Source organism: Mycolicibacterium stellerae (assembly GCF_003719305.1).
Taxonomy (GTDB): domain Bacteria; phylum Actinomycetota; class Actinomycetes; order Mycobacteriales; family Mycobacteriaceae; genus Mycobacterium; species Mycobacterium stellerae.
On record NZ_RARC01000004.1, the window covers coordinates 108,576 to 130,399 of the forward strand.

Annotated in this window: 25 protein-coding genes; 12 read left to right on the forward strand and 13 right to left on the reverse strand. The window is 65.9% G+C overall.

Annotated features, from left to right (window positions below):
- Positions 1-6 precede the first annotated feature (6 nt).
- From D6M19_RS07740 to D6M19_RS07765, 6 genes are all read left to right on the forward strand, one after another.
- Positions 7-1,266: an aromatic ring-hydroxylating oxygenase subunit alpha gene (locus tag D6M19_RS07740; protein WP_123024614.1), complete on the forward strand. Its 1,260-nt coding sequence runs from the start codon at positions 7-9 to the stop codon at positions 1,264-1,266.
- A gap of 2 nt (positions 1,267-1,268) precedes the next feature.
- Entirely contained in the window at positions 1,269-1,604 is a 336-nt protein-coding gene (locus D6M19_RS07745) for a hypothetical protein (RefSeq protein WP_123024778.1), read from the forward strand.
- Entirely contained in the window at positions 1,601-2,446 is an 846-nt protein-coding gene (locus tag D6M19_RS07750) for a TauD/TfdA dioxygenase family protein (protein ID WP_123024615.1), read from the forward strand. The genes D6M19_RS07745 and D6M19_RS07750 overlap by 4 nt, the downstream gene beginning before the upstream one ends.
- 92 nt (positions 2,447-2,538) lie before the next feature.
- On the forward strand, positions 2,539-3,834 hold the full coding sequence (locus D6M19_RS07755; protein WP_123024616.1) for a cytochrome P450: 1,296 nt from the start codon (positions 2,539-2,541) through the stop codon (positions 3,832-3,834).
- Positions 3,831-4,022: a ferredoxin gene (locus D6M19_RS07760; RefSeq protein WP_123024617.1), complete on the forward strand. Its 192-nt coding sequence runs from the start codon at positions 3,831-3,833 to the stop codon at positions 4,020-4,022. The genes D6M19_RS07755 and D6M19_RS07760 overlap by 4 nt, the downstream gene beginning before the upstream one ends.
- A 43-nt stretch (positions 4,023-4,065) precedes the next feature.
- A complete protein-coding gene (locus D6M19_RS07765) occupies positions 4,066-4,353 on the forward strand; it encodes a DUF1330 domain-containing protein (protein ID WP_123024618.1) in 288 nt (95 codons plus the stop codon).
- A 5-nt stretch (positions 4,354-4,358) separates the two neighbouring features.
- Here D6M19_RS07765 and D6M19_RS07770 read toward each other — a convergent pair whose 3' ends face one another.
- The 9 genes from D6M19_RS07770 to D6M19_RS07810 all read right to left on the reverse strand — a co-directional run bounded on the left by D6M19_RS07770 (position 4,359) and on the right by D6M19_RS07810 (position 12,427).
- Positions 4,359-5,117 (reverse strand): alpha/beta fold hydrolase, encoded by a 759-nt coding sequence (locus D6M19_RS07770; protein WP_123024619.1) that lies wholly within the window; start codon positions 5,115-5,117, stop codon positions 4,359-4,361.
- 11 nt (positions 5,118-5,128) lie between these two features.
- The gene (locus D6M19_RS07775) at positions 5,129-5,326 is read right to left on the reverse strand and encodes a ferredoxin (RefSeq protein WP_123024620.1); all 198 of its coding nucleotides are present in this window, start codon (positions 5,324-5,326) and stop codon (positions 5,129-5,131) included.
- A gap of 28 nt (positions 5,327-5,354) precedes the next feature.
- Positions 5,355-6,566 (reverse strand): cytochrome P450, encoded by a 1,212-nt coding sequence (locus D6M19_RS07780; protein ID WP_123024621.1) that lies wholly within the window; start codon positions 6,564-6,566, stop codon positions 5,355-5,357.
- Positions 6,567-6,682: 116 nt separating this feature from the next.
- Positions 6,683-7,471: an NAD(P)-dependent oxidoreductase gene (locus tag D6M19_RS07785; RefSeq protein WP_123024622.1), complete on the reverse strand. Its 789-nt coding sequence runs from the start codon at positions 7,469-7,471 to the stop codon at positions 6,683-6,685.
- Positions 7,468-8,286, reverse strand: a complete 819-nt coding sequence (locus tag D6M19_RS07790; protein ID WP_123024623.1) for an NAD(P)-dependent oxidoreductase — start codon at positions 8,284-8,286, stop codon at positions 7,468-7,470. The genes D6M19_RS07785 and D6M19_RS07790 overlap by 4 nt, the downstream gene beginning before the upstream one ends.
- Complete coding sequence (locus D6M19_RS07795) at positions 8,286-9,158, reverse strand: alpha/beta fold hydrolase (RefSeq protein ID WP_123024624.1); 873 nt, start codon at positions 9,156-9,158, stop codon at positions 8,286-8,288. Before D6M19_RS07795 ends, D6M19_RS07790 begins: the two co-directional genes overlap by 1 nt.
- Positions 9,151-10,806: a thiolase C-terminal domain-containing protein gene (locus D6M19_RS07800; RefSeq protein WP_123024625.1), complete on the reverse strand. Its 1,656-nt coding sequence runs from the start codon at positions 10,804-10,806 to the stop codon at positions 9,151-9,153. The genes D6M19_RS07795 and D6M19_RS07800 overlap by 8 nt, the downstream gene beginning before the upstream one ends.
- Entirely contained in the window at positions 10,803-11,102 is a 300-nt protein-coding gene (locus tag D6M19_RS07805; RefSeq protein ID WP_206428480.1) for a ferredoxin, read from the reverse strand. Before D6M19_RS07805 ends, D6M19_RS07800 begins: the two co-directional genes overlap by 4 nt.
- A 23-nt stretch (positions 11,103-11,125) precedes the next feature.
- The gene (locus D6M19_RS07810; RefSeq protein WP_123024626.1) at positions 11,126-12,427 is read right to left on the reverse strand and encodes an NADH-ubiquinone oxidoreductase-F iron-sulfur binding region domain-containing protein; all 1,302 of its coding nucleotides are present in this window, start codon (positions 12,425-12,427) and stop codon (positions 11,126-11,128) included.
- A gap of 36 nt (positions 12,428-12,463) precedes the next feature.
- Here D6M19_RS07810 and D6M19_RS07815 point away from each other — a divergent pair, with 36 nt between their 5' ends.
- Complete coding sequence (locus D6M19_RS07815; RefSeq protein WP_123024627.1) at positions 12,464-12,937, forward strand: hypothetical protein; 474 nt, start codon at positions 12,464-12,466, stop codon at positions 12,935-12,937.
- A 5-nt stretch (positions 12,938-12,942) separates the two neighbouring features.
- Here D6M19_RS07815 and D6M19_RS07820 read toward each other — a convergent pair whose 3' ends face one another.
- The 4 genes from D6M19_RS07820 to D6M19_RS07835 are packed head-to-tail and all read right to left on the reverse strand — an operon-like array spanning position 12,943 to position 16,518.
- Positions 12,943-13,854 (reverse strand): alpha/beta fold hydrolase, encoded by a 912-nt coding sequence (locus tag D6M19_RS07820; protein WP_123024628.1) that lies wholly within the window; start codon positions 13,852-13,854, stop codon positions 12,943-12,945.
- Positions 13,851-14,243, reverse strand: a complete 393-nt coding sequence (locus tag D6M19_RS07825; RefSeq protein ID WP_123024629.1) for a Rieske (2Fe-2S) protein — start codon at positions 14,241-14,243, stop codon at positions 13,851-13,853. Before D6M19_RS07825 ends, D6M19_RS07820 begins: the two co-directional genes overlap by 4 nt.
- 3 nt (positions 14,244-14,246) lie before the next feature.
- Positions 14,247-15,395 carry an amidohydrolase family protein gene (locus D6M19_RS07830; RefSeq protein WP_123024630.1) on the reverse strand — a complete coding sequence of 383 codons (1,149 nt, stop codon included), beginning with the start codon at positions 15,393-15,395 and terminating at the stop codon, positions 14,247-14,249.
- A gap of 31 nt (positions 15,396-15,426) precedes the next feature.
- Entirely contained in the window at positions 15,427-16,518 is a 1,092-nt protein-coding gene (locus D6M19_RS07835; protein ID WP_123024631.1) for an amidohydrolase family protein, read from the reverse strand.
- 242 nt (positions 16,519-16,760) lie between these two features.
- Between D6M19_RS07835 and D6M19_RS07840 the strand changes: the two genes are divergently transcribed.
- From D6M19_RS07840 to D6M19_RS07860, 5 genes are read left to right on the forward strand one after another with little or no spacing between them, the layout of a single operon-like run.
- Positions 16,761-17,759: an acyl-CoA dehydrogenase family protein gene (locus D6M19_RS07840; protein ID WP_123024780.1), complete on the forward strand. Its 999-nt coding sequence runs from the start codon at positions 16,761-16,763 to the stop codon at positions 17,757-17,759.
- Entirely contained in the window at positions 17,743-18,930 is a 1,188-nt protein-coding gene (locus D6M19_RS07845; protein ID WP_123024632.1) for an acyl-CoA dehydrogenase family protein, read from the forward strand. The genes D6M19_RS07840 and D6M19_RS07845 overlap by 17 nt, the downstream gene beginning before the upstream one ends.
- Positions 18,931-18,935: 5 nt before the next feature.
- Positions 18,936-19,709, forward strand: a complete 774-nt coding sequence (locus D6M19_RS07850; RefSeq protein WP_123024633.1) for an enoyl-CoA hydratase/isomerase family protein — start codon at positions 18,936-18,938, stop codon at positions 19,707-19,709.
- Positions 19,710-19,731: 22 nt separating this feature from the next.
- A complete protein-coding gene (locus tag D6M19_RS07855) occupies positions 19,732-21,027 on the forward strand; it encodes an acyl-CoA dehydrogenase family protein (protein WP_123024634.1) in 1,296 nt (431 codons plus the stop codon).
- On the forward strand, positions 21,024-21,806 hold the full coding sequence (locus tag D6M19_RS07860) for an SDR family NAD(P)-dependent oxidoreductase (protein ID WP_123024635.1): 783 nt from the start codon (positions 21,024-21,026) through the stop codon (positions 21,804-21,806). Before D6M19_RS07855 ends, D6M19_RS07860 begins: the two co-directional genes overlap by 4 nt.
- Positions 21,807-21,824: the final 18 nt, after the last annotated feature.

The window sequence follows — 21,824 nt, forward strand, 5'->3', positions numbered from 1 at the left end:
GGGCGGATGCCGAAGTGGCCTAAACCGGCGGAAGGCAGCTGGACCGAGCACTACCCGGAACTGGGCACGGGGCCGATCTCGTTTCGGGACTCGACCTCGCCGGAGTTCTACGAACTCGAACGCGAAGCCGTCTTCAAGCGCGCCTGGCTGAACGTCGGTCGCGTCGAGGAGTTGCCACGCGTCGGCAGCTATCTCACCAAGGAAATCGACGCCGCCAAGACGTCGGTGATTGTCGTGAAGGGCCGCGACCAAAAGATCCGAGCCTTCTACAACGTCTGCCGGCACCGCGGAAACAAGTTGGTGTGGAACGACTTTCCCAACGACGAGGTCAGGGGCGCCTGCCGCCAGTTCACCTGTAAGTATCACGGCTGGCGGTACGACCTCGAAGGCGCGCTCACCTTCGTCCAGCAGCCCGGCGAGTTCTTCGACCTCGACGCCGAGCAGTACGGGTTGAGCCCGGTGCATTGCGACATCTGGAACGGCTTCATCTTCATCAACCTCGACCCCGAACCAAGGCAGAGCCTGCGCGATTTCCTGGGGCCGATGATCACCGCCCTTGACGACTATCCATTCGAAATGATGACCGAGCGTTACGATTTCGTCGCCCACAACAACAGTAACTGGAAGATCTTCGCCGATGCCTTCCAGGAGTACTACCACGTGCCGTCGCTGCACTCCCAACAGGTGCCGACGGCTGTTCGGCAGCCCAACGCAAGTTTCGAATGCGGGCACTTTCAGATCGACGGCCCGCATCGGTTGGTTTCGACGGCAGGCACCCGCAGATGGCTGCTCGATCCGGAGTACATGTACCCCGTCGAACGCGCGACGCGCAGCGGCCTGGTGGGTCCGTGGCGGACACCGGAGACTCACCAGTCGGCGGGGTTGAACCCCGGCGGCATCGAGCCGTGGGGCATCACCAATTTCCAGATCTTCCCGAACTTGGAGATCCTGATCTACCACGGCTGGTACCTGCTCTACCGGTACTGGCCGACGTCGCACAACACCCACAAGTTCGAGGCGTACAACGCATTTCACCCCGCCCGCACCGTCCGCGAACGTATCGAGCACGAGGTCGCCTCCGTCGTGCTCAAAGAATTCGCGTTGCAGGACGCGGGCATGCTCGGCGGCACGCAAGCCGCGCTGGAGTACGACGTCGTCGACGACTTCCCGCTCAGCGACCAAGAGATCCTGGTCCGGCATCTGCACAAGACGGCCGTGGACTGGGTCGAGGAGTACAAGGCGCAACGCCGCCCGGTGGGGGTGTGAACATGGCTGACACCCGACTGCCCAGCGCCTTCGTCGAGTTCGAGCCGTACGCCGAGAAATGGTGCCTGGCAACAGAACCGGAGAGGTGGAAGGCCCGGCTGAACACGCCGATGCCGGAGATCCACGCGTTCTACGACGCGTTCTCACCGCGGTTCGAGGAAGCCATCGACTACTGCGACAAATTCCCCCTCGACGACGTCCCCGACGACGCGCTGAACCTGTTGCACCTCGTCTACTCGATGATCATGGTTTCGATGGCCGTCGAGGTCTTCGGGACGCAGAAGCCCAGCGACTCCGCCGACGCCGTCATCGACCGAATAGGAGAGCCGGTGCCATGAGTGTGCTGACGATCAACAAGCTCACCGAGTCGGTCGGCGCGGAAGTTCTTGGCGTCGACTCCGACCGGCTGGCGAGCGACGATGCGCTTGGCGCAGCGGTGCTTCACGCGCTGGAGGACAACGGCGTGCTGGTGTTTCCAGGTCTCGGCCTGAATCCCGAAGCGCAGGTGGCGTTCTGCGGCCGGCTCGGCGAGATCGATCACTCCTCCGACGGTCATCATCGGGTCGCGGGCATCTACCCGGTCACGCTGGACAAGTCGAAGAACGCCTCGGCGGACTACCTGCGCGCCACCTTCGATTGGCACATCGACGGCTGCACGCCGGTCGGGGACACCGTCCCTCAGATGGCCACCGTGCTGTCGGCGAAGCACGTCGCCCAGTCCGGCGGAGAAACCGAATTCGCGAACTCGTATGCGGCCTACGACGCGTTGAGCGACGCGGAGAAAAAGCGATACGGGTCGTTGCGGGTCGTGCACTCGCTTGAGGCATCCCAGCGCCGGGTCACGCCCGATCCCGCACCGGAGGTGCTGGCGAAGTGGCGATCCAGACGCACCCACACCCATCCGCTGGTGTGGACACACCGCAGCGGCCGCAAGTCCCTTGTGCTCGGCGCGTCGGCCGACTACGTCGTCGGCTTGGATCGCGAGGAGGGCACGGCACTGCTCGCAGAACTGCTCGACCGTGCCACCCTGCCCGGCAGGGTCTACAGCCATACGTGGTCGGTCGGGGACACCGTCATCTGGGACAACCGCGGCGTCCTGCATCGCGCGGCGCCATACGACCCCGACTCTCCGCGGGAGATGCTGCGCACCACCGTGCTGGGTGACGAGCCGATTCGATAGCGGGCCCCTCGTTGACGGCGGCGAGCCACTGTGGAAATCTAATACCCACAGATGAGAATCACGTTCTCTTCAATTGAGATCATGGAGTAGCAATGTCGGAGGACCTCACCTCGGTCGACTTCTTCCGGGACGGCCGTCTGACGGACGATCCGTACACGTTCTACGAGGCACTTCGCAACAAGTGCCCGGTCAGCCGCGAGGACCACTACGGCGTGACCATGGTGACGGGCTGGCAAGAGGCCGTCGACGTCTACAACGATGCGGAGACGTTCTCGTCATGCGTTTCGGTGACGGGCCCGTTTCCCGGCTTCCCGGTATCCCTGGAGGGCCTGGAGGGCTCAGACGTCACGGAGTTGATCGAGAAGCACCGCGACGAGATTCCGTTCAGCGACCAGCTGCCGACGCTGGACCCGCCGACCCATACCAATCACCGTGCACTGTTGATGCGGCTGATCACGCCCAAGCGCCTCAAGGAAAACGAGGACGCAATGTGGCAGCTCGCCGACGACATCCTCGACAACTTCCTCGCTCCGGGTGACGGCGAGTTCATCAAGGGCTTCGCGGGCCCCTTCACATTGCGCGTCATCGCCGACCTGCTTGGTGTGCCCGAGGAGGACCGCCCCGAGCTTCTCGAGCGGCTGGCGCGCGGCACGCACGGGAGTGGGTTGGGCAACGCCGACAAGGCTCTGGCCAAGACCCCGCTCGAGTACCTCTACGAGGTGTTCGCGACGTACGTCGAAGATCGCCGCCTCGACCCGCGTGACGACGTGCTGACCGGGCTGGCGACGGCGTCCTTCCCGGACGGCACGATGCCAGAGGTCGGCGACGTCGTGCGGGTCGCGACCAACGTCTTCTCGGCCGGCCAGGAGACCACGGTGCGGCTGCTGTCCACCGCGTTGAAGGTGATGGGCGACCAACCGGAGATCCAGCAGAGGTTGCGAAACGATCGCAGCCTGCTGCCGAACTTCATCGAGGAGTGCCTGCGCATCGAGAGCCCGGTCAAGGGCGACTTCCGGCTATCGCGGGTGCCGACCAGCATCGGCGACGAAGCCCTCGGTGCCGGCTGCACGGTGATGGTGGTCAACGGTGCGGCCAACCGCGACCCGCGCCGGTTCGACGATCCTGACACCTTCGACCCCGAGCGCAAGAACGCGCGTCAGCACCTGGCATTCGGGCGTGGCATCCACAGCTGCCCCGGCGCACCGCTGGCCCGCGCGGAGACCCGGGTCGGATTGGAACGGCTGCTGGATCGGACGACCGACATCCGGATCAGCGAGGCGCACCACGGTCCGGCCGGAAGCCGTCGCTACCAATACATTCCGACGTACATCCTGCGTGGCCTCACCGAACTGCATCTCGAATTCGACCTCGTTGAAGTTGCCCCATGAAGGTCACCGTCGACGAGGACAGGTGCCGCGGCCACGGCATGTGCCTGACGCTGTGCCCAGAGGTGTTCAGCATGACCGACGACGGTTACGCCATCGCCGATCCCGAACAGGTGCCAGCGGGACTCGAGGACGCGGCAAAAGAGGCCATCGTGAACTGCCCCGAACAAGCCATCGTCGAAACCGACTGAAGAGCCGCGTCGGCGGTGCCGGCGTCCTACCGAGGAGATTGTCGTGCCAAAGGGTTATGTGGTCATCACCGAAGACGTCAAGGACCCCGCAGGGATGGGCGAGTATGCCAAGCTCGCCAGCAAGACGATGGCAGGGGCGACGATCCTCGCCTTCGACCCGAACGCCGAGCAGATCGAGGGCGAGTGGCACGGCACCCAGACGGTGCTGCTGGAGTTCGAGTCGGTGGAAGCCGCCCGCGAGTGGTACAACTCCGACGCCTATCAGGAAGCGGCCAAGGTGCGGCAGGCCGCGGCCGACTGCAAGGGCGCCATCCTCACCGGCCTGGGCTGAGAGCCCTAGTCCGGGATCAGCGGTCCCGTCGGCTTGGTGGTCGTTGCGTGCACCAGTAACTCGGCGAGTTCGCGCGGCCTGCTGAGGAACGGCGAGTGTGACGAGTCGATGGTCAACTGTTCGACGCCGAGCCTGCGCGTGACCGTGTCGGCCAGCCAGCGCGGCATCGAGCGGTCCTGCAGGCAGCGGATGAAGCTGCGCGGGATGTCGGCCGCCCAGAAGTTCGGCACGGACACCGGGGTCACCGTTGTATCGCCGAACCGCTCCGGGCCGAGGCGATCGAACGCCCATCGGGCGGTCGCCTCGTCGCAGTCGTGGTAGAAGTACTTCCACGCGCCGTCGAAGTCGGCGAACGTCATCGCGCCCTCGTCGTCGAACTTCAAGTAGCCCAACATCTCTCCGACGTCTGCTTCGAACTCGCCCTCCTCTGAATCGCGCATGGCCATGGCCTCCGGATAGGTGCGGCCCTCCCGAGGCAGCGCGGCGGCGAGGTAGGTGATGTGGCTGATCTGCTCGGGTACCGCGTCGGCGGCGAGCGTGGCGTCGAAGCCGCCACCGGAGTGGCCGACGAGGACGTCGCCGGGTCGAATCGCGGCGACGATCGCAGCCCTGCGGTTGGCCAGCGTGGACTCCTCGTCGACGAGCGCGCCATGTCCCGGTAGGTCGACGGCGACAGCGTGATGGCCGAGCCGTCCCAGCTCGTCGATCGTGTGGTCCCAGCACCATGCGGCGTGAAAACCACCGTGCACGAAGACGAACCGCATCTATGGATGCGTCAGTCTTCGCGGATGGAGATGGCCTGCCGCGGACACTGGCGCACGGCTTCGCGGATCTGGTCCTCGTTCTCCGGGGTCACCTCGTCCTGGAGGACATGCAGATAGTCCTGGTCGTCGAGGTCGAACACCTCAGGGATGATGCCCATGCAAATCCCGTTGCTCTCACACAAGCCGAAGTCGACTTCAACCTTGCTCATCTTTGTCGTCCGCTCTTCGCGCAAGCGCTCATCGCAAAACCTTCACGGGAACGTTTTTCCACCCGGCCACATTCTGCATCTGGACGCGTGTGCATTTGTCGAAATCGACCTCGAAGCGCGGCATGAAATCGAGCAGCCTGTCCAGTGCGATGGAGCTTTCCAGGCGCGCCAGCGCGGCGCCGAGGCAGCTGTGGATGCCGTACCCGAGGCCGAGGTTCTGCGCTTGGGCGCGGTCGCGGGTGATGTCGAACTTGTCGGCGTCGGTCCAGGCTCGCTCGTCGCGGTTCGCCGAGCCTGCGATCAGGAACACCGGGCTGCCCTCGGGGATCGTCGTGCCATGCAGGTGTACGTCGCGCATGTTGCGGCGCACGTTGTACTGCGAGGGCGCCTCATAGCGCAGCAGCTCCTCGACGGCACCGGAAATCATGCTGCGGTCCTCCCGCATCATCTGCCACTGGTCTTGGTGCTTGGCGAACATGTAGACCGCGTTGCCGACCAGCTTGGTGACCGTCTCGGCGCCCGCACCGCCGAGCAGGCTTGCGAAGGCGGCGATCTCGAGATCGTCGAGCCGGTCCATCTCGCCGTTCTCACGTTCGAGCTCGGCCTGAACGAGCTTGGTGAAGAGGTCGTCCCGTGGTTCGGCACGGCGCTTGGCCACCAGGTCCAGGTAGAACATCGCCTGGTCGATGTTGGCCTTCATCGCCTGTTCGCCGGTCTCGACCTGACCGACCTCGCGGTGCAACGAGTCGTCGATCCAGTGTCGTACCTGCTGGGCGCTTTCTTCTGGCACCCCGAGCATCGTGGTTATCACCTCGACGGGGAACGGTGCGGTGAACTCCTGCACCGCGTCGAAGCCGTCCGGATCGAGTCGGCTCAGATACTTCTCGATCTTGTCGACGACGTTCTCCGTCTGCGCCTGGATCGCGCGCGGCGTGAACACCTTGTTTAGCAGGCTGCGCATGTTCCGGTGCGACGGCGGATCCATGAAGATGATCATTCGGGGCCCGGACTCGGTGGGCATGCCGTTCCTGATCGTAGCCAGGTCGATGCCGTACGCCGACGAGTAGGTGTCGAAGTCCTTGAACGCGGGTGCGACGTCTTCGTGCCGGGTCAGCGCGTAGAAATCGTGCTCGTCGCTGTAGTAGACGGGCGCTTCGTCGCGCATCCGGCGATACGTCTCGTAAGCCCCGTTGAAGAAGTCCATCGAGAACGGGTCGAAAACAAGCTTCGCCTTGGTCACTGAGTACTCCTGAGCTGTGCGAACGGCATTCGATGCATTACGTATGGCTGTTAGCCTGTAACCCTATCGGTAATGCCGTTTCCACAAAAGAGAATGAGACATTCGCGCAATGTGTCTCATTGTCGCAGTCCTGCGTCGACCACGTCGTCCAGTGCGCCGAGGTCGCCGCCCAGGTCGGCAAGCGTCTCCCTGACCACCCCGACGTCCTTGCCGATGAAGTCGCCGACGGCGTCGATGAACGCCGTGGCCGAGCCCGCCCTGGTGATATGGCCCAGCGCGCGACTGCCCGCGCTTCCGTGTGTCAACGCCTCGAGAAGTGCCGGTTCGGAGATGCCGAGTAGGCCACCCAATCGCACGCCCTCGGCCACCAGCCCGATCTGCGCCGCGAAGAGCGCGTTGTTGATCAGCTTGACCAGTTGACCGGCACCGGTGCGGCCGACATGCAGGACCGGGTCACCGTAGGTGCTCAGCAGCGGGTGCACGCGCGTCACGGGGTCGTCTTCCCCCCCGACGAACAGCGTCACCCGGCCCGCTGCGATGTCATGCGGACCTCCGCTGACCGGGGCGTCGACCACGTCGACGCCGCGAGCAGCGATCGCCTGGGCAGTGCGTGGGCTTCCCGTGGTGTGTACGACGAGCACGGCACCCGGAGACATGGCCTCGACCAGGCCGTCGTCAAGGCACACCTGCCGAACCTGTTCGTCGGTGAACACGCAGACGATGACGGCATCGGCACCCTCGGTGACAGCGGCAGGCTCGGTGACGGGGGAGGCGCCCAAATCGCGCACCGCCTGGCACTTTTCGGTGGTTCGGCCCAGCGCGCGGACCTCGTGGCCCGCGTCGAGCAGGCGACGCACCATCGGGGCACCCATTCGCCCGGTGCCGACGAAGCCGACCCGCGTCACCGCGGATGTTCCAGTGCGCTCAGCGCGGCGTCGGCCGCATCGAACACCGCACCCTGCGGCGCCGACGCGGCATCGGCGATGCTCGCGGCGTGCCGGACATCCTTCTGCAACAGCGCACCGGCTATGGCCGCGAGTTGGTCTGTCCGGCCGCCGAACGCGGCGATGCTCGACAAGGCCTTGCTGTTGGCGGAACCGCGGGTGACGACCTCGCCGAGCTTGTCACGCGGAATGCCGAGGGCTTCGCCCAGTTCCAGCGCGCTGACGGCGCTGCCCATGTTCGCGGTGAACAACAGGTTGTTGAGGATCTTGGCGACCTGTCCGCTGCCAAGCGGTCCGAGATGCACGATGGGGTCGCCGTATGTCGCGAATACCGGTCGGCAGCGTTCGACGACGTCGGCCTCACCGCCGACCATCACCAGCAGCTGTCCCTCCCCGACGGCAGGCGCTCCACCGCTCACCGGCGCATCGATCAGCGAAACACCTTGATCTGCAGCAGATTCGGCGAGATCGCGGCACGTATCGGGATGGACGGTGCTGTGGATCGCCACGATCCCGCCGGATGCCAATCCGGCCAGCACGCCGCTGTCACCGGTAAGGACCTCCGTCACGTCGTCGTCGCCGACGACGCACAGGCAGACCAGGTCGCTGGCGGCCGCCAGCTCGGCAGGCGAGTCCGCAATCTTCGCGGCGGTGCCTGCGAAGGGTTCGAGGGTAGCGGGCCTGCGCGCCCACAAAGTGAGGTCATACCCACCCTCGACGATCCGTCGCGCCATCGGGCCACCTTGGCTGCCAAGTCCGATGAAGCCGACGCGCATCAACCCGCCTCCAGCTCTTCACGCGCGGTTGCGCATTCGTCGACGAACGACAGCACCCGCCGGTGGTATTCGCCCGCGCTCCAGCCGACACTGAGGTTGTGTCCGCTGTCGGCCATCTCGTTGACGACGACCCGTCGCGACGACGTGAACAACGCCGCGACGGCTTGCGCGGCCTGCGATGTCGACTCCCAGACACGCTCGTGATCGGCCACGCTGAACTCGACCGGCGCCGTCACCCGGCCCGCGATCTCACCGAAGTCGCGGCGGGGCCAGTTCGCGGTGACGTCGGCTTCATACGGTGCGCCAGGCGCCGACAGGCCGCCGGTCAGCACCTCGGGCGGATAGAGGCCGGTGGGCTGCCAAAGCAGATCACGCAGACCCGCGGGACGCGATGTTGCGGTGGCCTCACTGATGATGGCCTTCGCCGCCTCCCCGTATCGTAATCCGGTCCCCGACAATTCGACGCCAAGCACATCGCCGGCTCTCTCGTCGACCGCCATGCGCAACGCGAGTTCACATCCCGCGGAGTGCGCGAGCAGGAAAAGTCCTGCGCCACGGGAACTCTCGCCGAGAATCTTGTCCACCGCGCCAAGCGCGAAGCCGACCCGCCTTTCCGCCTCGGTCATATCGTCGTGGTAGAACGCCGACGCGCCGTAGCCGGGGCGGTCCAGCGCGATGGCCGTGTAGCCGTCGGCGGCCGCCGCGCGCAACAAGGACAGCTCGGGATGGCCGGGGCAGTCGAAGTACGCCGCCGACGTGGCGCCCCCGTGCACCGCGACGATCACGGCCCTCGGCGCCGGCGCGGAAGCGACCAACGCCGACATCGGCACGCCGTCGGCGAGGACGACGCGTGGACGCGGCGCGCTACTCATCCGTCCTCAGCAGAATGGCACCGCTCGGCGTCAGGCCGCCGCTGCTGACCACCCCGACGCGGGCGTCTCTCACCTGGCGTTCGCCTGCATCACCGCGGAGCTGCACGACGGCCTCGTGGATCAACCCCATGCCGTGCGTGCGTCCATGCGAGAGCTGACCGCCGTGGGTGTTCAGCGGAATCACGCCGTCGCGTGCGATGGCCTTGCCGCCGTCGATGAAGTCCTTCGCCTCGCCGATCCCGCAGAAGCCGAGCCCCTCCAGCCACGACAGGCAGTTGAACGTGAAGCCGTCGTAGAGCTCGGCCACGTCGACATCCTTGGGCCGCAACGACGTGCGCGTCCACAAGTGGGCAGACTGACCCAGCACCTGAGGCTCGTGGGTCATCGTGGTCTGGTCCCAGTCGGTGCGTTCGACGATCTGGGTGCCGACCGCCTCGAACAGCACCGGCTTGTTTGGCATGTCCTTCGCGGCGTCGACGGCCGACACGACCACCGCGACCGCGCCGTCGCACGGCACGTCGCAGTCGTAGAGCCCGAACGGTGTGGTGATCATCCTGGCGTTCAGGTAGTCGTCCATGGTCATCGGATCGCGGTAGATCGCGGTCGGGTTCAGCGCCGCATTGGCCCGCTGGTTGAGCGCGATCCAGCCGAGGGTCTCCCTCGTGGTGCCGTACCGGTCGAAGTGGCGCTGTGCGTTCAACGCGAGTGTGTGCGCAGCCGATGTCGCGCCGAACGGCATCTGCCAACTCGAGGTTCGGGCACCCCCCGGCGGCGACATCTTGCCCTCCTTCATCAACTGCTGGAAGGTCGCCTCCCACAGTGTGCGAAAGCACAACACATGGCGGGCCAGACCGGTGGCGACGGCCATCACGGCAGCGATCAGCGAGCCGCCGGGACCGAAGGTGTCCATCCCACCGTTGATCCACGCCGGACGCAGACCAAGCGCCCCCTCCAGCGCCGTCACCCCGCCCTCACCCATGCCCGCGATGTCGAGCCCGGGATACGTTGAGAGCCCGTCGATGTCGTCGAACGTCAGGCCTGCATCGGCCACCGCTTGTTCGCAGGCGTCGATCGTCAACGACAGCGGCGGCACCATCTGTCGCCTGCCGATCTTGGACATTCCGATTCCGGTGATCGCCGCCGCGTCCTCGAACTTCTCCTTGGTGAGCATCGGCGAGACATGCTTGGCGAAGTCCTGCGGTGCGATCTCGTCGACGGGCTGCGGCCCTGTCTTCTTCTCGACGGTCGGAGTGAACACCGGCAGCCAGACGGTTCCCGCCTTGTCCTCCAGCTTGTCGAACCGGGCCTCGACGGTCTGTCCCAACTCGAGCGAGTCGGGCTCGCAGTCAACGATGTTGGTGGTCAACCGAACCCGGGGGTCCTCGACTATCGCGACCTGTGCCACGACATAGGGCGGCGGCAGGTCGGGAAAGCCGAACCGGTGGTTGACGGTGAAGGCCGACAGGGTGGCTTCACCCGACACGTCGCGCACCCCGATGTTGCGGCCGCGGCAGTACCGGCACACCGGCTGCGGGGGATGGATCAGCGCGTCGCAGTCCCTGCACTCCTGGATTCGCAGCACGCCGTCGGCGCCCGCCGTCCAGAAGAACTCGTTCAGTGCGTTGACCTCCGGCAGCGGTCGTGTCACCGGACGAAACCCCAGACCGCCTCGTTACCATCGGAGTTCGGGTCGGGCTCGGGGGCTTCGTGTGCCTCGGGGTGCGGCACACCATCCTCGGACGGTCGATGCTCGCCCATGTAGATGATCGCGTGGACCGGGCAGTCCATCAGCGCCCGCATCACGGCGTCACGGTCCTTCTCGGGCACTGTGCCGTCACCGACCAGCGAGGCATAGCCCCAGTCGTCGAGGGAGAAGTAGTCGGGTGCGTGCTTGGCGCAGACGCCGAAGCCGTCGCACAGCGTTCTGTCGAGACGGATTCGCAAGCCTTTGGTTATTGCTCGGGCGCTCATTGATGCACCACCGCCTCCACTTCGTAGGGCCGTTGTGCCCGGAACGCGTTGTCGCTGCAGGTGTCACAGTCGTTTCCGAGGTGGCGGGCAACGGCCTGGGGAAATTGGTGCAGCAAGCTGGCGGCGATGAAGGTGGCGCCGTCGAGCGTGGCGCAGGCACCGCGACCGCGCAGCACCACCGACCACCGCTGCAGCCGCCCGAGGTCCTCGTCGGTCGCCGTCCCGTCCCGCAGGGCCCCCGCGGCCGCGGCCATCGCCGCCGTCCCGTTGAAACACGATCCGCACTGGCCCGCGTTTTCGCGGTCGAAATACTCCAGGACCGACGCGGCGACCGCGACCGGGCAGTCCTGCGTCGTCAGGATGGAGATAGCGCCGCAGCCCAGCCCGCTACCGAGCCGGCGAATCGACTCGTGGTCGAGGGTGACGTCCAGGATTTCGCTGTTCACCAGGCCTGCGAAATAGCCGCCCATCAGCACGCCCTTGACGGTGTCGGCGGCCAGCCCGTGCAACTTCAACAGCTCGGAAAACGGTGCGCCGTGCGGGATCTCGTACAGCGCCGCGGGGCGTCCCGCACCGGTGACGGTGGCGAGGAACGTCCCCGGCGACATCGGCGTACCCGCGGACCGGAAGGCCTGGGCCCCATGCGCGTGTATGTAGGGCAGGTTGGCCAGCGTCTCGACATTGCTCACCAGCGTCGGCACACCGCCCACTCCTTCTTCGAACGGGCGCGGCGGTTTGTCCGTGGGTTTTGCAGGCCCGCCGTTGATCACCCGTACCGCGGCGGTCTCCTCGCCCGCGACGTACCCGGGTTGGACCGCCACCACATCGACCGTTGTTTCCCCGAACACCTCCGCGGGAACCTCGCCAAGCGCGGATTCCACGGCGGTCGCCGCGTGCGCATCCGACACGTACACGTAGGCGCGGCGGGCACCGACCATCTCGGCCGCGAGCCGCAGGCCGTCGAGGACGAGGTGCGGACGATTGCGCAACAGCCATCGGTCCTTCACCGACGCGGGCTCGCCCTCTTCGCCGTTGGCGACCACCACGGTCTCGGAGCCGCGGCGACCGGCGTCTCCGACGGTGCGCAGCTTGGTTGCCATCGGGAACGCCGCGCCCCCTCTGCCGAGCAACCCGGACAGATCTACCTGATCGAGCAGGGCGTCGGGCCCGTCGAGTCGCTGGTAGCCACCGGTGCCGGTGTAGTCGGCGTAGTCCTCGGTACCGGTCGATGAGCGCAGCAGCCGTGGCAGGCACGAGGGCCACGTCGCCACGGTGAGTTCGGTTGCGGTGGAGTTCATGAGGTCTTCCTCCCGGCCGCGGATAGGCTGATCCGCGTGAGGACAGCGGTCGTGCGTGTCGGCGTAGACACCGCGGGCGAGCTTGCGCCCGCGCAACTAGACGACGGCATGACGCGGCTCCGTGAGCTCGCCGGTGCGGCAGGCGTTGAACTGGTCGAGGGCAACCTTGCCGCCATGCCCGCGCAGCGGCGCGAGGTTGAGCTGTTGATCGCGGGAGATGACGCCGAGGCGCTCCAGCGTCTGGCTGTCGAGTTGTGCTCCAAGGCGTTTGGCACCCGCCCGGTCCCCGGCGTGGTCACCTACATCAGTCGTGGGACGGACGACGACGCCCATGGTGTGCTGGCGGGTTTCGGCGTCACCGGTGAGATCACCCGAACTCCGGGAGGAGACGGTCTGGACGTCATCCATGTGACCATGCGCAAACAGGATCTCGACCGCGTCCCCGAAAGTCGGATCCACACAGCACTGGAAGCATCCCTCAATTGCGAAGTCCGCATTCGAACCACGTAGCAGCATCACTTGTCCAGGAACTTCAGGATCGCAGGCGCCGCCTGGACCCAGGTGTCGAACATGTTGAAGCGCTTGACCTTTCCCTGAGCGCGCGCCTCGCTTGCGCGTTCCCAGGCGTCCTCGGGCCACGGCGGGTCGATCAGCTTTGAGCCCTTGATCAGGCAGCTGATTTCCAGTGACGTCCGCTTCGGGTGGTCCCAGTCGTTCTCCCCGCCGCGGATGATCAGCGTTGGCACCTTGATCTCGTCGAACATTTCGTCGGGGACGCCGGGGATGGTCTGGCCGGGCTTGGAAACGTATGCGTTCAGCCAGCGCAACATCACCTTGAGGAACTCGTCGCTGTCATGGGCCAGTATTCGGTCCTTGTTGCGGGGGTTGGCCTCGATGAGCTCTTTCCATTCGGGCAACCGCAGCGGGCCCGCCATGCCAAGCGCCCTCGCGGCGTGGATGGTCGGCATCACGTAGTAGGCGCCGAGAGCGAACGCTCCGTATACCCCGCCGACGATGTTCCACACCACGAGCTTTCGGACGATGTCGGGATAGAGCATCGTGGTCAGCATCGAGTCTCTGGCGCCCCCGGACCCACCCGCGAGGATGCACGGCCCGATATCGAGGCCGGCGATCAACGCATGCAGCGTCTCGGCGCGCATGTGTGACTCGCTCTGCCCGTAGAACTGCACATCGGATTTGCCGCAGTTCGGCCGGTCCCACAGCAGCACGCGGTAGCCGCCATCGACCAGCTTCTTGGCCAGCGGCCGCAGCCCCTCGATGTCCTTGCTGTACCGGCCACCCGGGGTCAAGGCGATGAAATCGCCTTCCTTGCCCAGGATTTCGTAGACGACGTCGCCGCCGTTGACCTCGAAGGTCTTCTCGCCGCGCCTGAGCGTGGGACCGGCCGTCTTCGGCGTGGTCGTCATGCCTGCACCAGCACTTCGTTGTCGACGACCCGAACCGGGTAGGTGCGGATGCTCCACTCCGGTTTGACGGCGGTGGTGCCGGTGGCGAGCTCGAAGCCCCATTGGTGCCATGGGCAATAAATGAATTCGAGGTCACGGACCATCACGGCATCACCGGGCACCTTCTCGTCGACGACGGTTCGGCCCCGCGACCGGCCCGAGCACAGGGGGCCGCCTTCGTGGGGGCAGTAGTTTGCGATTGCGTAGAACGCGCCGTTGACGTTGTACACGCCGACGCCGTGTCGTCCGATCGGCACCAACTTGTGTGTGCCCGGCGGGATTTCGTCGACGGTGGCGACAACGTGCTCGCGCCCCTGTGCCAGCCGGGGCGGTTTCGTTTCCTCTGGCACTAGTCAGAACACCCGCACTTGGCCCTCGAGGGCCGGAACCGTGTCGGGCAGGTGGTAGGTCGCGATGCCGTTGCGGAACATGACGGCTTCCCGCGCGTGCTCGGGCAGGTGCTTGACGAGCCAGCGGGGATCGTCGAAGGTCCAGTGCGGATAGTCCGAGCTGAACAGCAGGATCTTCTCGCATTCCATCCACTCGAACGCCCGGGTCAGCTCCGTCTTGTCCTCCGGGTAGTCCAGCGGCTGGGTGGTGAACTTGATGTGGTCCTTGACGTACTCCGACGGCTTGCGCTTGATGTCCATCCACGATTTGCGGGCCTCATAGATCGCGTCCATCCGCCACATCAGCGGCAGGATCCAGGTGAACGCGTGCTCCACCAACACGATTCGCAGCGTGGGGAAACGGTCGAAGACCCCGTCGAAGATCAGGCTCATCACCTGGTTGGCCGCCAGCAGCGAATAGGTGACCATGAAGTCGTGGTTGTAGCTGGGGAAGCCGACCGGCGGAATCGGCAGCTCCTCGTGGTGGCCGCGGGACAGGTGACAGCTCACCGTGATGTCGTGCTTGGTGGCCGCGGCCCAGATCGGGTCGTACTTGGGGTCACCCCATGACGGACGCGGTTCGGCCTTGATCAGGATCTGGCCCATGTAGGGATGGCCGGCCCAGCGTTCGATCTCGCGGGCCGCACCTTCCGGCTCCTCGATGGCCGCGCAGATGGAGCCGCGCCACCGCTCGTGCCAGTTGTTGTGGCTGTCCAGCCAGTGATTGGCCTGCCAGTCGTTGAGCGCGCAACTCATCGCGTGGTTCGGCTCGCGGAAGCGGGCCGGATAAGCGGCGGGCTCGAGGATCGCGATGTCGGCGCCCGCCTCCATGATCAGCTGCTTGAACGCCAGATCCGGATCGCTTCCTGGGAACTGGCCGTCGGCGGGAAAGGTGTCGACGCGCATCGCGTAGGCGTGTGCGTAGTCGGGTGCGTCGTAGTAGATCTGCTCGCCGATCTTGCGGGTCAGGAAGTATTTGCTGCGCCACGGCTCGGGGATGTACTGCGTCAGCTCTCCCGCGCGCGGCGTGGGGTGGACGTCGGAGTCGACGCACCGAACGGCGATGCGCTCGGCAGCGGGCTTGCGCTCTGTCGTGGTGATTGTTGACGTCATCGTGGTCTCCCTTTGTCGAAGCCTCTAACTATCACTGTGCGCTGATACCGGCCTCGACGTCTATCCCGTAGAGCCGTGCGGCGTTTCGCCAGCAGAGCTTGTCGCGCTGTTCAGGGGTGAACGCGCTGGGCACTTCCAGCTCGTTGGCCTGCCAGTGCGGGTAGCTGGAGCCGTACATCACCATGTCCTCCTTGCCAGTGAAGCCGAGCCACTCACCGGCGAACTCGACGTCTCCTGGCCCGTCCATCGCGCCCTGAACGAAGAAGACGTGGCCGGGCAGGTAGTCGCTGGGCATCTTGGGCGCCCACGGCGTCTGTTCGAGGTGCGGGCGGCCGAAGCAGTCCATCCGCCAGATGAACGGCGTCAGCAGATCGGCGGCGCCGTCGGCCCAGACGAACTTCAGGTCGGGCATTCTCTCGAATACCCCCTCGGCGATCATGTTCATCAGGTGATACAGGTAGTTCAGCGCCATGAAGCCGACGTACTGCTCGTATGTCCTCGTGGTGCCCGAGGGCGTCGGCGCGAACTGGATGCCTGCCCCCACCTCGATATGCGCGGCGACCGGCAGGTTGGCGTCGACGGCGGCCTCCCACAACGGCCAGAACTGCGGCTTTCCGTAGACCTCACGGGACTGCATGGGCACGCCGATCTGAACCACGTTCGGGTGGTCTTTGTACTTCTCGATCTCGCGCAGCGCGCCCGCGACGTCGTCCGGATTGATCCGGATCGTGCCGCGGAACCGGTCGCGGTAGGAACCGTCGTCTAGCCAGCGCGTCACCATCATTTCGTTGTGGCCTGCGGCGATGGCGGTCCCCAGGTGGCGGTCCGGCATGATCCCGCGCGTCATCGGATGCAGGATCGCGATGTCGACGCCGCGCTCGTCGAACAGATGGCGTCCGACGATTTCCGGATCCGAACCGGGGTACTGGCGGTCGGGTCCCTGGGTGCCGTTCGCGTACTCGCCGCCGGGGGCGCCGTACCAGTCCATCTCGTAGTCCGGAAAGCCGCGGCTGCGGTACGGCTCGGCCATCCAGTTCTTGCGCAGGTCCTTGTTCGACTTGGCGAAGATGTGCACGCTCGCGTCGATGACGGGCGTCGTCGCTCCGTCAGGATGTTGGATCACCGATGGCCTCCGATGTCTGCCGGTCGGAACCGGACATACAGCCAGTGTAAAGCCAAGTTCTTCATTGGCAAGAATTGGGTTCTCAAGCGTAACGCTTACTTCTTCGCAGGTCAGGGTGTGCGCTGGTCACGTGCACGGTAGCCGATCAACGAAACGGTGTAGTCGCTTTCGGAGAACAGTTACGACATCTAAGGAGAATGTTATTCTCGTGCCCGACGGGTAATCGCACCAGGAGGCGCCGGATGCTACTCGAGTTCGATGCGGATCAGCGGCTGTGGCAGGACACCGTGCGCGATGCGGTCGGAAAGCAGTGCCCTCCGTCTATGGTCCGCGAGGTCGCCGAGAACGACTTTGACCCCGCGCCGCTGTGGCAGGCCTACATCGACGCGGGCTGGACCGAGCTGACCGACCCGGAGAACGCGGTTGAGCTTGCGATCGTGCTCGAAGAACTCGGCCGCGCAACCGACCCGACGCCGTTCCTGGCGACGTTGACCCAGTTCGCGCCCTTGGCCGGCGACCGATTTGATCCTCAGCAGGCGGGCGCGGCGGTCTACGACGGCATCACCGCCTACCGCGACGCCGACGGGTGGGTGCTGGACGGAACCGCACGCCACGTGCTCGACGCCGACCGGGCCGACCGGCTTGCCGTGGTCACCGATGGCGGCGTCTTCCTCGTCGACGCGGGCGAGGCGACCATCCGTCGCAGCAAGGTCTTCGACCCCGTCTTGCACATCGGCGACGTGTCGTTCGCGGGGGTGCGGCTGGCCGACACCGAACGGCTGCACACCGATGCGGAGAAGGCGCGTCACCTGGCGCTCACCGGGATCGCGGTCACCACGGTCGGCGCATGCCAGCGCATCATCGACCTCGTACTCGAACATGTGAAACAGCGCCAGCAGTTCGGCGTTGCCATCGGATCGTTCCAGGCGGTGCAGCACAAGGCCGTCGACATGCACGTCGCCACCGAGCGGGCCCGTGCGTTGTCGTACTTCGCGGCGCTGACCATCTCGGCCGACGATCCGCGCCGCCGTCTGGCGGCGTCGATGGCGAAGGCGGCGGCGGGGGAGTGCCAGGCCATCGTGTTCCGGCACGGGCTGCAGCTATTCGGTGCCATGGGGTTCACCTGGGAGAACGATCTTCAGTTCGCGTTGAAGCGGGCCAAGGCCGGCGAGCTGCTGCTCGGCGGCGCGGCCGAACATCGCGCGCTGATCGCGGAGGAATTCAATGCAGCTGACTTTTGATTCCGCCGTCGAGGAGTTCCGGGCCGAGTTCTCGGCGTTCCTCGACGAGCATCTGCCCTCGGAAGCCGACACCCTGGAGCGACCGAGGTCGGTGTCGCACATGCCGCAGTGGGCGCGCAAATGGCAGCGGTTACTGTTCGACAACGGCTGGCTGCTGCCCGCCCAGCCGCCGGAGTTCGGTGGCCGCAACGCAACGGTGCTGCAGCAGTTCGTACATCTCGACGAGTTGTGCCGGCGCCGCATATATCACAGCATGAATCCGCAAGGTGTGAACATCATTGCGGCGTCGCTGATTTCGTTCGGGTCCGATGAGCAGAAGCACCGCTGGGCGGTGCCGGTGTTGAAGGCCGAGATGACGGCATCGCTGGGGATGAGCGAGCCGAGCGCCGGCTCCGACCTGGCATCGCTGCGCACCCGCGCAGTACTCACCACCGATTCGTCTGGCGACCACTTCGTCGTCAACGGCCAGAAGGTGTGGACTTCCGGTGCACACGACGCCGACTTCCTGCTGGCCTTCGTGCGCACGGATCCGGATGCCCCCAAGCACAAGGGAATCAGCGCGCTGATCATTCCGACCGACACGCCCGGCGTGGTGTGCCGTCCGTTCGCCGACATGTGCGGCGAGGACAACCTGGACTTCAACGAGGTGTTCTTCACCGACGCCCGTGTCCCCGCGGAGAACCTCGTCGGACCCCTCAATGGCGGCTGGGGTGTGGCCAACGGGTCGCTCGGGCATGAGCGCACGATGATGTGGCTGGGCTTCGCCGACCGGATTGACAACATGATCGCCGACTTCCGTCCGCGCGGCGCACTGCAGCGCGACCAGTACGCCACGACGATCATGGACTACCTGGCGCTGCGCGCCATGGGTTCCGCGGCGCTGGCGAAGGCCGCCCGCGGTGAGATGGACACCGCGTCGGTTTCGGTGCTCAAGCTGTTCGGATCCGAGGCAGAGCGCCAGGCGCTCGAAAACGCGCTGACCGCCGCAGGAGCCGACGGGCTCCTTCATCCCGCGTCGACGGGACCCTATGAGCACATGAACCTCGACCACTACTTCGCGAGCTGGTTCGAGCGCTATGCCCGCAGCTTCGGCGGCACCATCGCAGGCGGTACCTCGGAGATCCAGCGCAACATCATCGCCCAACAGGTGCTCGGCTTGCCGCGGCGTTGAGTCCGGTGACCGAGACGCTGCTCGTCGAACGGCCGCACGCCGGGGTCCTTGTCGTGACGCTGAATCGGCCGAGCCGGCTCAACGCGATCAACGACATGATGCGGCGAGAACTCATCAAGACGTTCGCGTCGGTGCCCGACGACGTGACCGCCGTCGTGCTGACCGGTGCCGGCCGCGGCTTCTGTTCCGGCATCGACATGCGCGATTTCGGGCCTGGGGTGCCCGACGACGCCGCTCCCGCCATCGACCGGCTGCGGTTCCAGGAGTCGATGGCGGCGCTCCCGCGCGCCATCCGGCAACTTCGGCAACCTGTTGTCGCAGCGGTCAATGGTCCCTGCGTCGGAGGCGGGCTCGCGCTGTGCCTTGCAGCCGATATCCGGATCTGCTCCAGCGCGGCCGCATTTGGGAATGCCGCCATCTTGCTGGGACTGTCCGGCGCGGAAATGGGGATGAGCTACCACCTTCCGAGGATCGTCGGAACCAGCGTCGCCGCCGACTGGATGTTGACCGGGCGCACCGTTTCTGCCCACGAAGCCGACCGCCGCGGTTTGGTCAGCGAGCTGGTGGCACCCGACCGGCTGGCGGGACGAGCCCTCGAGATCGCCTCCGCGATCGCCGAACTGGCGCCACTCGGCGTACAGCTGACCAAGCGTGCCCTTCAGGTGAACACCGACGCCACGGGCCTCGACGCGGCGGTGGAGCTGGAGAACCGCAACCAGGTACTCAGCCACGCCACCGCCGACGCCGCCGCGCGACGGCACAAGTGGGCGCGGGACTGAGCTTTCAACGGAAGGGCGACCGATGGCGTGGGACTTCTCCACCGACCCGGAATGGGCGGAGCAGCTGGTCTGGGTCGAGGCGTTCGTGCGCGCGGAATGCGAGCCGATCGACCTGATCGTCAAGGAGTCCCACGACCTGAATGATCCGGTGCGCCAAGCGCTCATTCCGCCGCTGCAACAGATCGTCAAGGATCGTGGGCTGTGGGCCACCCACCTCGGCCCCCGTCTCGGCGGACCGGGCCACGGTCAGGTCAAGCTTGCTCTGCTCAATGAGATCCTCGGCCGGTCCGAATGCGCGCCGATCGTATTCGGTTCGCAGGCACCCGATTCCGGAAACAGCGAGATCCTCGCCCACTACGGGACGCCCGAGCTGAAGCAGCGCTACCTCGAGCCGCTGCTCGACAACCGCATCGTGTCCTGCTTCTCGATGACGGAGCCCCAGGGCGGTGCCGACCCAAAGGTGTTCACCACCACTGCGGTACAGGACGGCGACCACTGGGTGATCAACGGCGAGAAGTGGTTCTCGTCGTTCGCCTCGATGGCCTCGTTCATCATCGTGATGGCGTTGACGGATCCCGACGCCCCACCCTACGAGCGCTATTCGATGTTCGTCGTCCCCGGAGCCACCCCCGGCATCAACGTTCTGCGCGACGTCGGCCTCGGCTACCAGCCGGTCGGCGGCGGCCGCGAGGGCTACGTCCGATATGAGAACGTCCGCGTCCCGCACGATCACATGCTCGGCCCCCGCGGCGGGGCGTTCGTCGTCGCGCAGACGCGGCTGGGCGGTGGACGCATTCACCACGCGATGCGCACCGTCGGGCTGGTCCGCCGCATCTTTGACATGATCTGCGAACGCGCCGTATCGCGGTACACGCAGGGCGACATGTTGTCCAACAAGCAGCTCGTCCAAGAGATGGTCGCGGACTCGTGGATGGAGATCGAGGCGTTCCGCCTGCTCACCCTGCAGACCGCGTGGAAGATCGACCGGCACAACGACTACAAGGCCGTGCGGGCCGACATCTCGGCGGTCAAGGCGATGATGCAGAAGGTGCTGCACGACGTGTCGGCACGGGCGCTTCAGCTGCACGGCTCGCTGGGCACCACCCACGAGATGCCGTTCGTGCAGTACCTGGTCGAGTCGTTCGTGCTCGGGCTCGCCGACGGGCCGACCGAGGTGCACAAGGTCACGCTGGCCCGGCTACTGCTCAGGGAGTACAAGCCCGCGCCCGATGTTTTCCCCTCTGAGCACCTGTTGCGGCTGCGGGAGGTTGCCGAGGCGAAGTTCGCCGACAAGCTGGCCGGGATCAAGCGATCATGACGCCGTGTGACGGCAAGGTGGCCCTGGTCACCGGCACCAGCAGGGGACTGGGCAAAGCGATCGCGAAACGGCTGGCGAGTGAGGGTGCCACCGTCGCGCTCACCGCACGCACCTTGGAGCCCGATCCGAAATATCAAGGCTCCCTTCGTCAGACGCTTGACGAGATAGAGGCTGCGGGCGGGTCTGCGATCGCGGTGCGGGCCGATCTTTCGGTGACGGAAGGCCGCGAGGGCTTGTTCGGTGAAGTCGTCGAACGCGTCGGTGCGCCCGATATCCTGGTGAACAACGCCGCGGTCACCTTTCTGCGACCACTCGACGAGTTTCCAGACCGTCGCGTCCGGCTGATGATGGAGATGCATGTGCTGGCGCCGCTGCACCTGACGCAGTTGGCGATCCCAGCCATGCGTGAACGGGGCCGCGGCTGGGTGCTCAACGTCACGTCGGTCGGCGGCGACCTGCCAGTCGGGCCGCCGTTCTCCGGGTTCGATTCTTCGGCCGGCTTCGGTATCTACGGCACCGTGAAGGCCGCCCTCAACCGAATGACCAAGAGCCTCGCGGCAGAGTTGTACGACGACGGAATCGCCGTGAATGCAGCCGCGCCGACGAACCCCGTCGCCACGCCGGGGGCAGGCGCGTTGGATCTCGCCAAGACCGACACCGAAGACATCGAGCTCATCACGCAGACGGCGTTGCTGCTGTGCACCGGTGACCCGAAGACGATGACCGGTCGCATCGCCCACACCCAAGAGTTCCTGCGCGAGGTCGGCTGGTTGACCTGATCGGTCGCCGTTGCCGAA

What these genes read in the sequence shown, in the direction of transcription:
- D6M19_RS07860 (WP_123024635.1), top strand. Translation starts at nt 21,024, where the DNA reads ATGACGCCGTGTGACGGCAAGGTGGCCCTGGTCACCGGCACCAGCAGG.
- D6M19_RS07745 (WP_123024778.1), top strand. Translation starts at nt 1,269, where the DNA reads ATGGCTGACACCCGACTGCCCAGCGCCTTCGTCGAGTTCGAGCCGTAC.
- D6M19_RS07790 (WP_123024623.1), bottom strand. Translation starts at nt 8,286, where the DNA reads ATGCGCGTCGGCTTCATCGGACTTGGCAGCCAAGGTGGCCCGATGGCG.
- D6M19_RS07755 (WP_123024616.1), top strand. Translation starts at nt 2,539, where the DNA reads ATGTCGGAGGACCTCACCTCGGTCGACTTCTTCCGGGACGGCCGTCTG.
- D6M19_RS07775 (WP_123024620.1), bottom strand. Translation starts at nt 5,326, where the DNA reads ATGAGCAAGGTTGAAGTCGACTTCGGCTTGTGTGAGAGCAACGGGATT.
- D6M19_RS07770 (WP_123024619.1), bottom strand. Translation starts at nt 5,117, where the DNA reads ATGCGGTTCGTCTTCGTGCACGGTGGTTTTCACGCCGCATGGTGCTGG.
- D6M19_RS07795 (WP_123024624.1), bottom strand. Translation starts at nt 9,158, where the DNA reads ATGAGTAGCGCGCCGCGTCCACGCGTCGTCCTCGCCGACGGCGTGCCG.
- D6M19_RS07840 (WP_123024780.1), top strand. Translation starts at nt 16,761, where the DNA reads ATGCTACTCGAGTTCGATGCGGATCAGCGGCTGTGGCAGGACACCGTG.
- D6M19_RS07760 (WP_123024617.1), top strand. Translation starts at nt 3,831, where the DNA reads ATGAAGGTCACCGTCGACGAGGACAGGTGCCGCGGCCACGGCATGTGC.
- D6M19_RS07830 (WP_123024630.1), bottom strand. Translation starts at nt 15,395, where the DNA reads ATGACGTCAACAATCACCACGACAGAGCGCAAGCCCGCTGCCGAGCGC.
- D6M19_RS07820 (WP_123024628.1), bottom strand. Translation starts at nt 13,854, where the DNA reads ATGACGACCACGCCGAAGACGGCCGGTCCCACGCTCAGGCGCGGCGAG.
- D6M19_RS07810 (WP_123024626.1), bottom strand. Translation starts at nt 12,427, where the DNA reads ATGAACTCCACCGCAACCGAACTCACCGTGGCGACGTGGCCCTCGTGC.
- D6M19_RS07845 (WP_123024632.1), top strand. Translation starts at nt 17,743, where the DNA reads ATGCAGCTGACTTTTGATTCCGCCGTCGAGGAGTTCCGGGCCGAGTTC.
- D6M19_RS07855 (WP_123024634.1), top strand. Translation starts at nt 19,732, where the DNA reads ATGGCGTGGGACTTCTCCACCGACCCGGAATGGGCGGAGCAGCTGGTC.
- D6M19_RS07750 (WP_123024615.1), top strand. Translation starts at nt 1,601, where the DNA reads ATGAGTGTGCTGACGATCAACAAGCTCACCGAGTCGGTCGGCGCGGAA.
- D6M19_RS07740 (WP_123024614.1), top strand. Translation starts at nt 7, where the DNA reads ATGCCGAAGTGGCCTAAACCGGCGGAAGGCAGCTGGACCGAGCACTAC.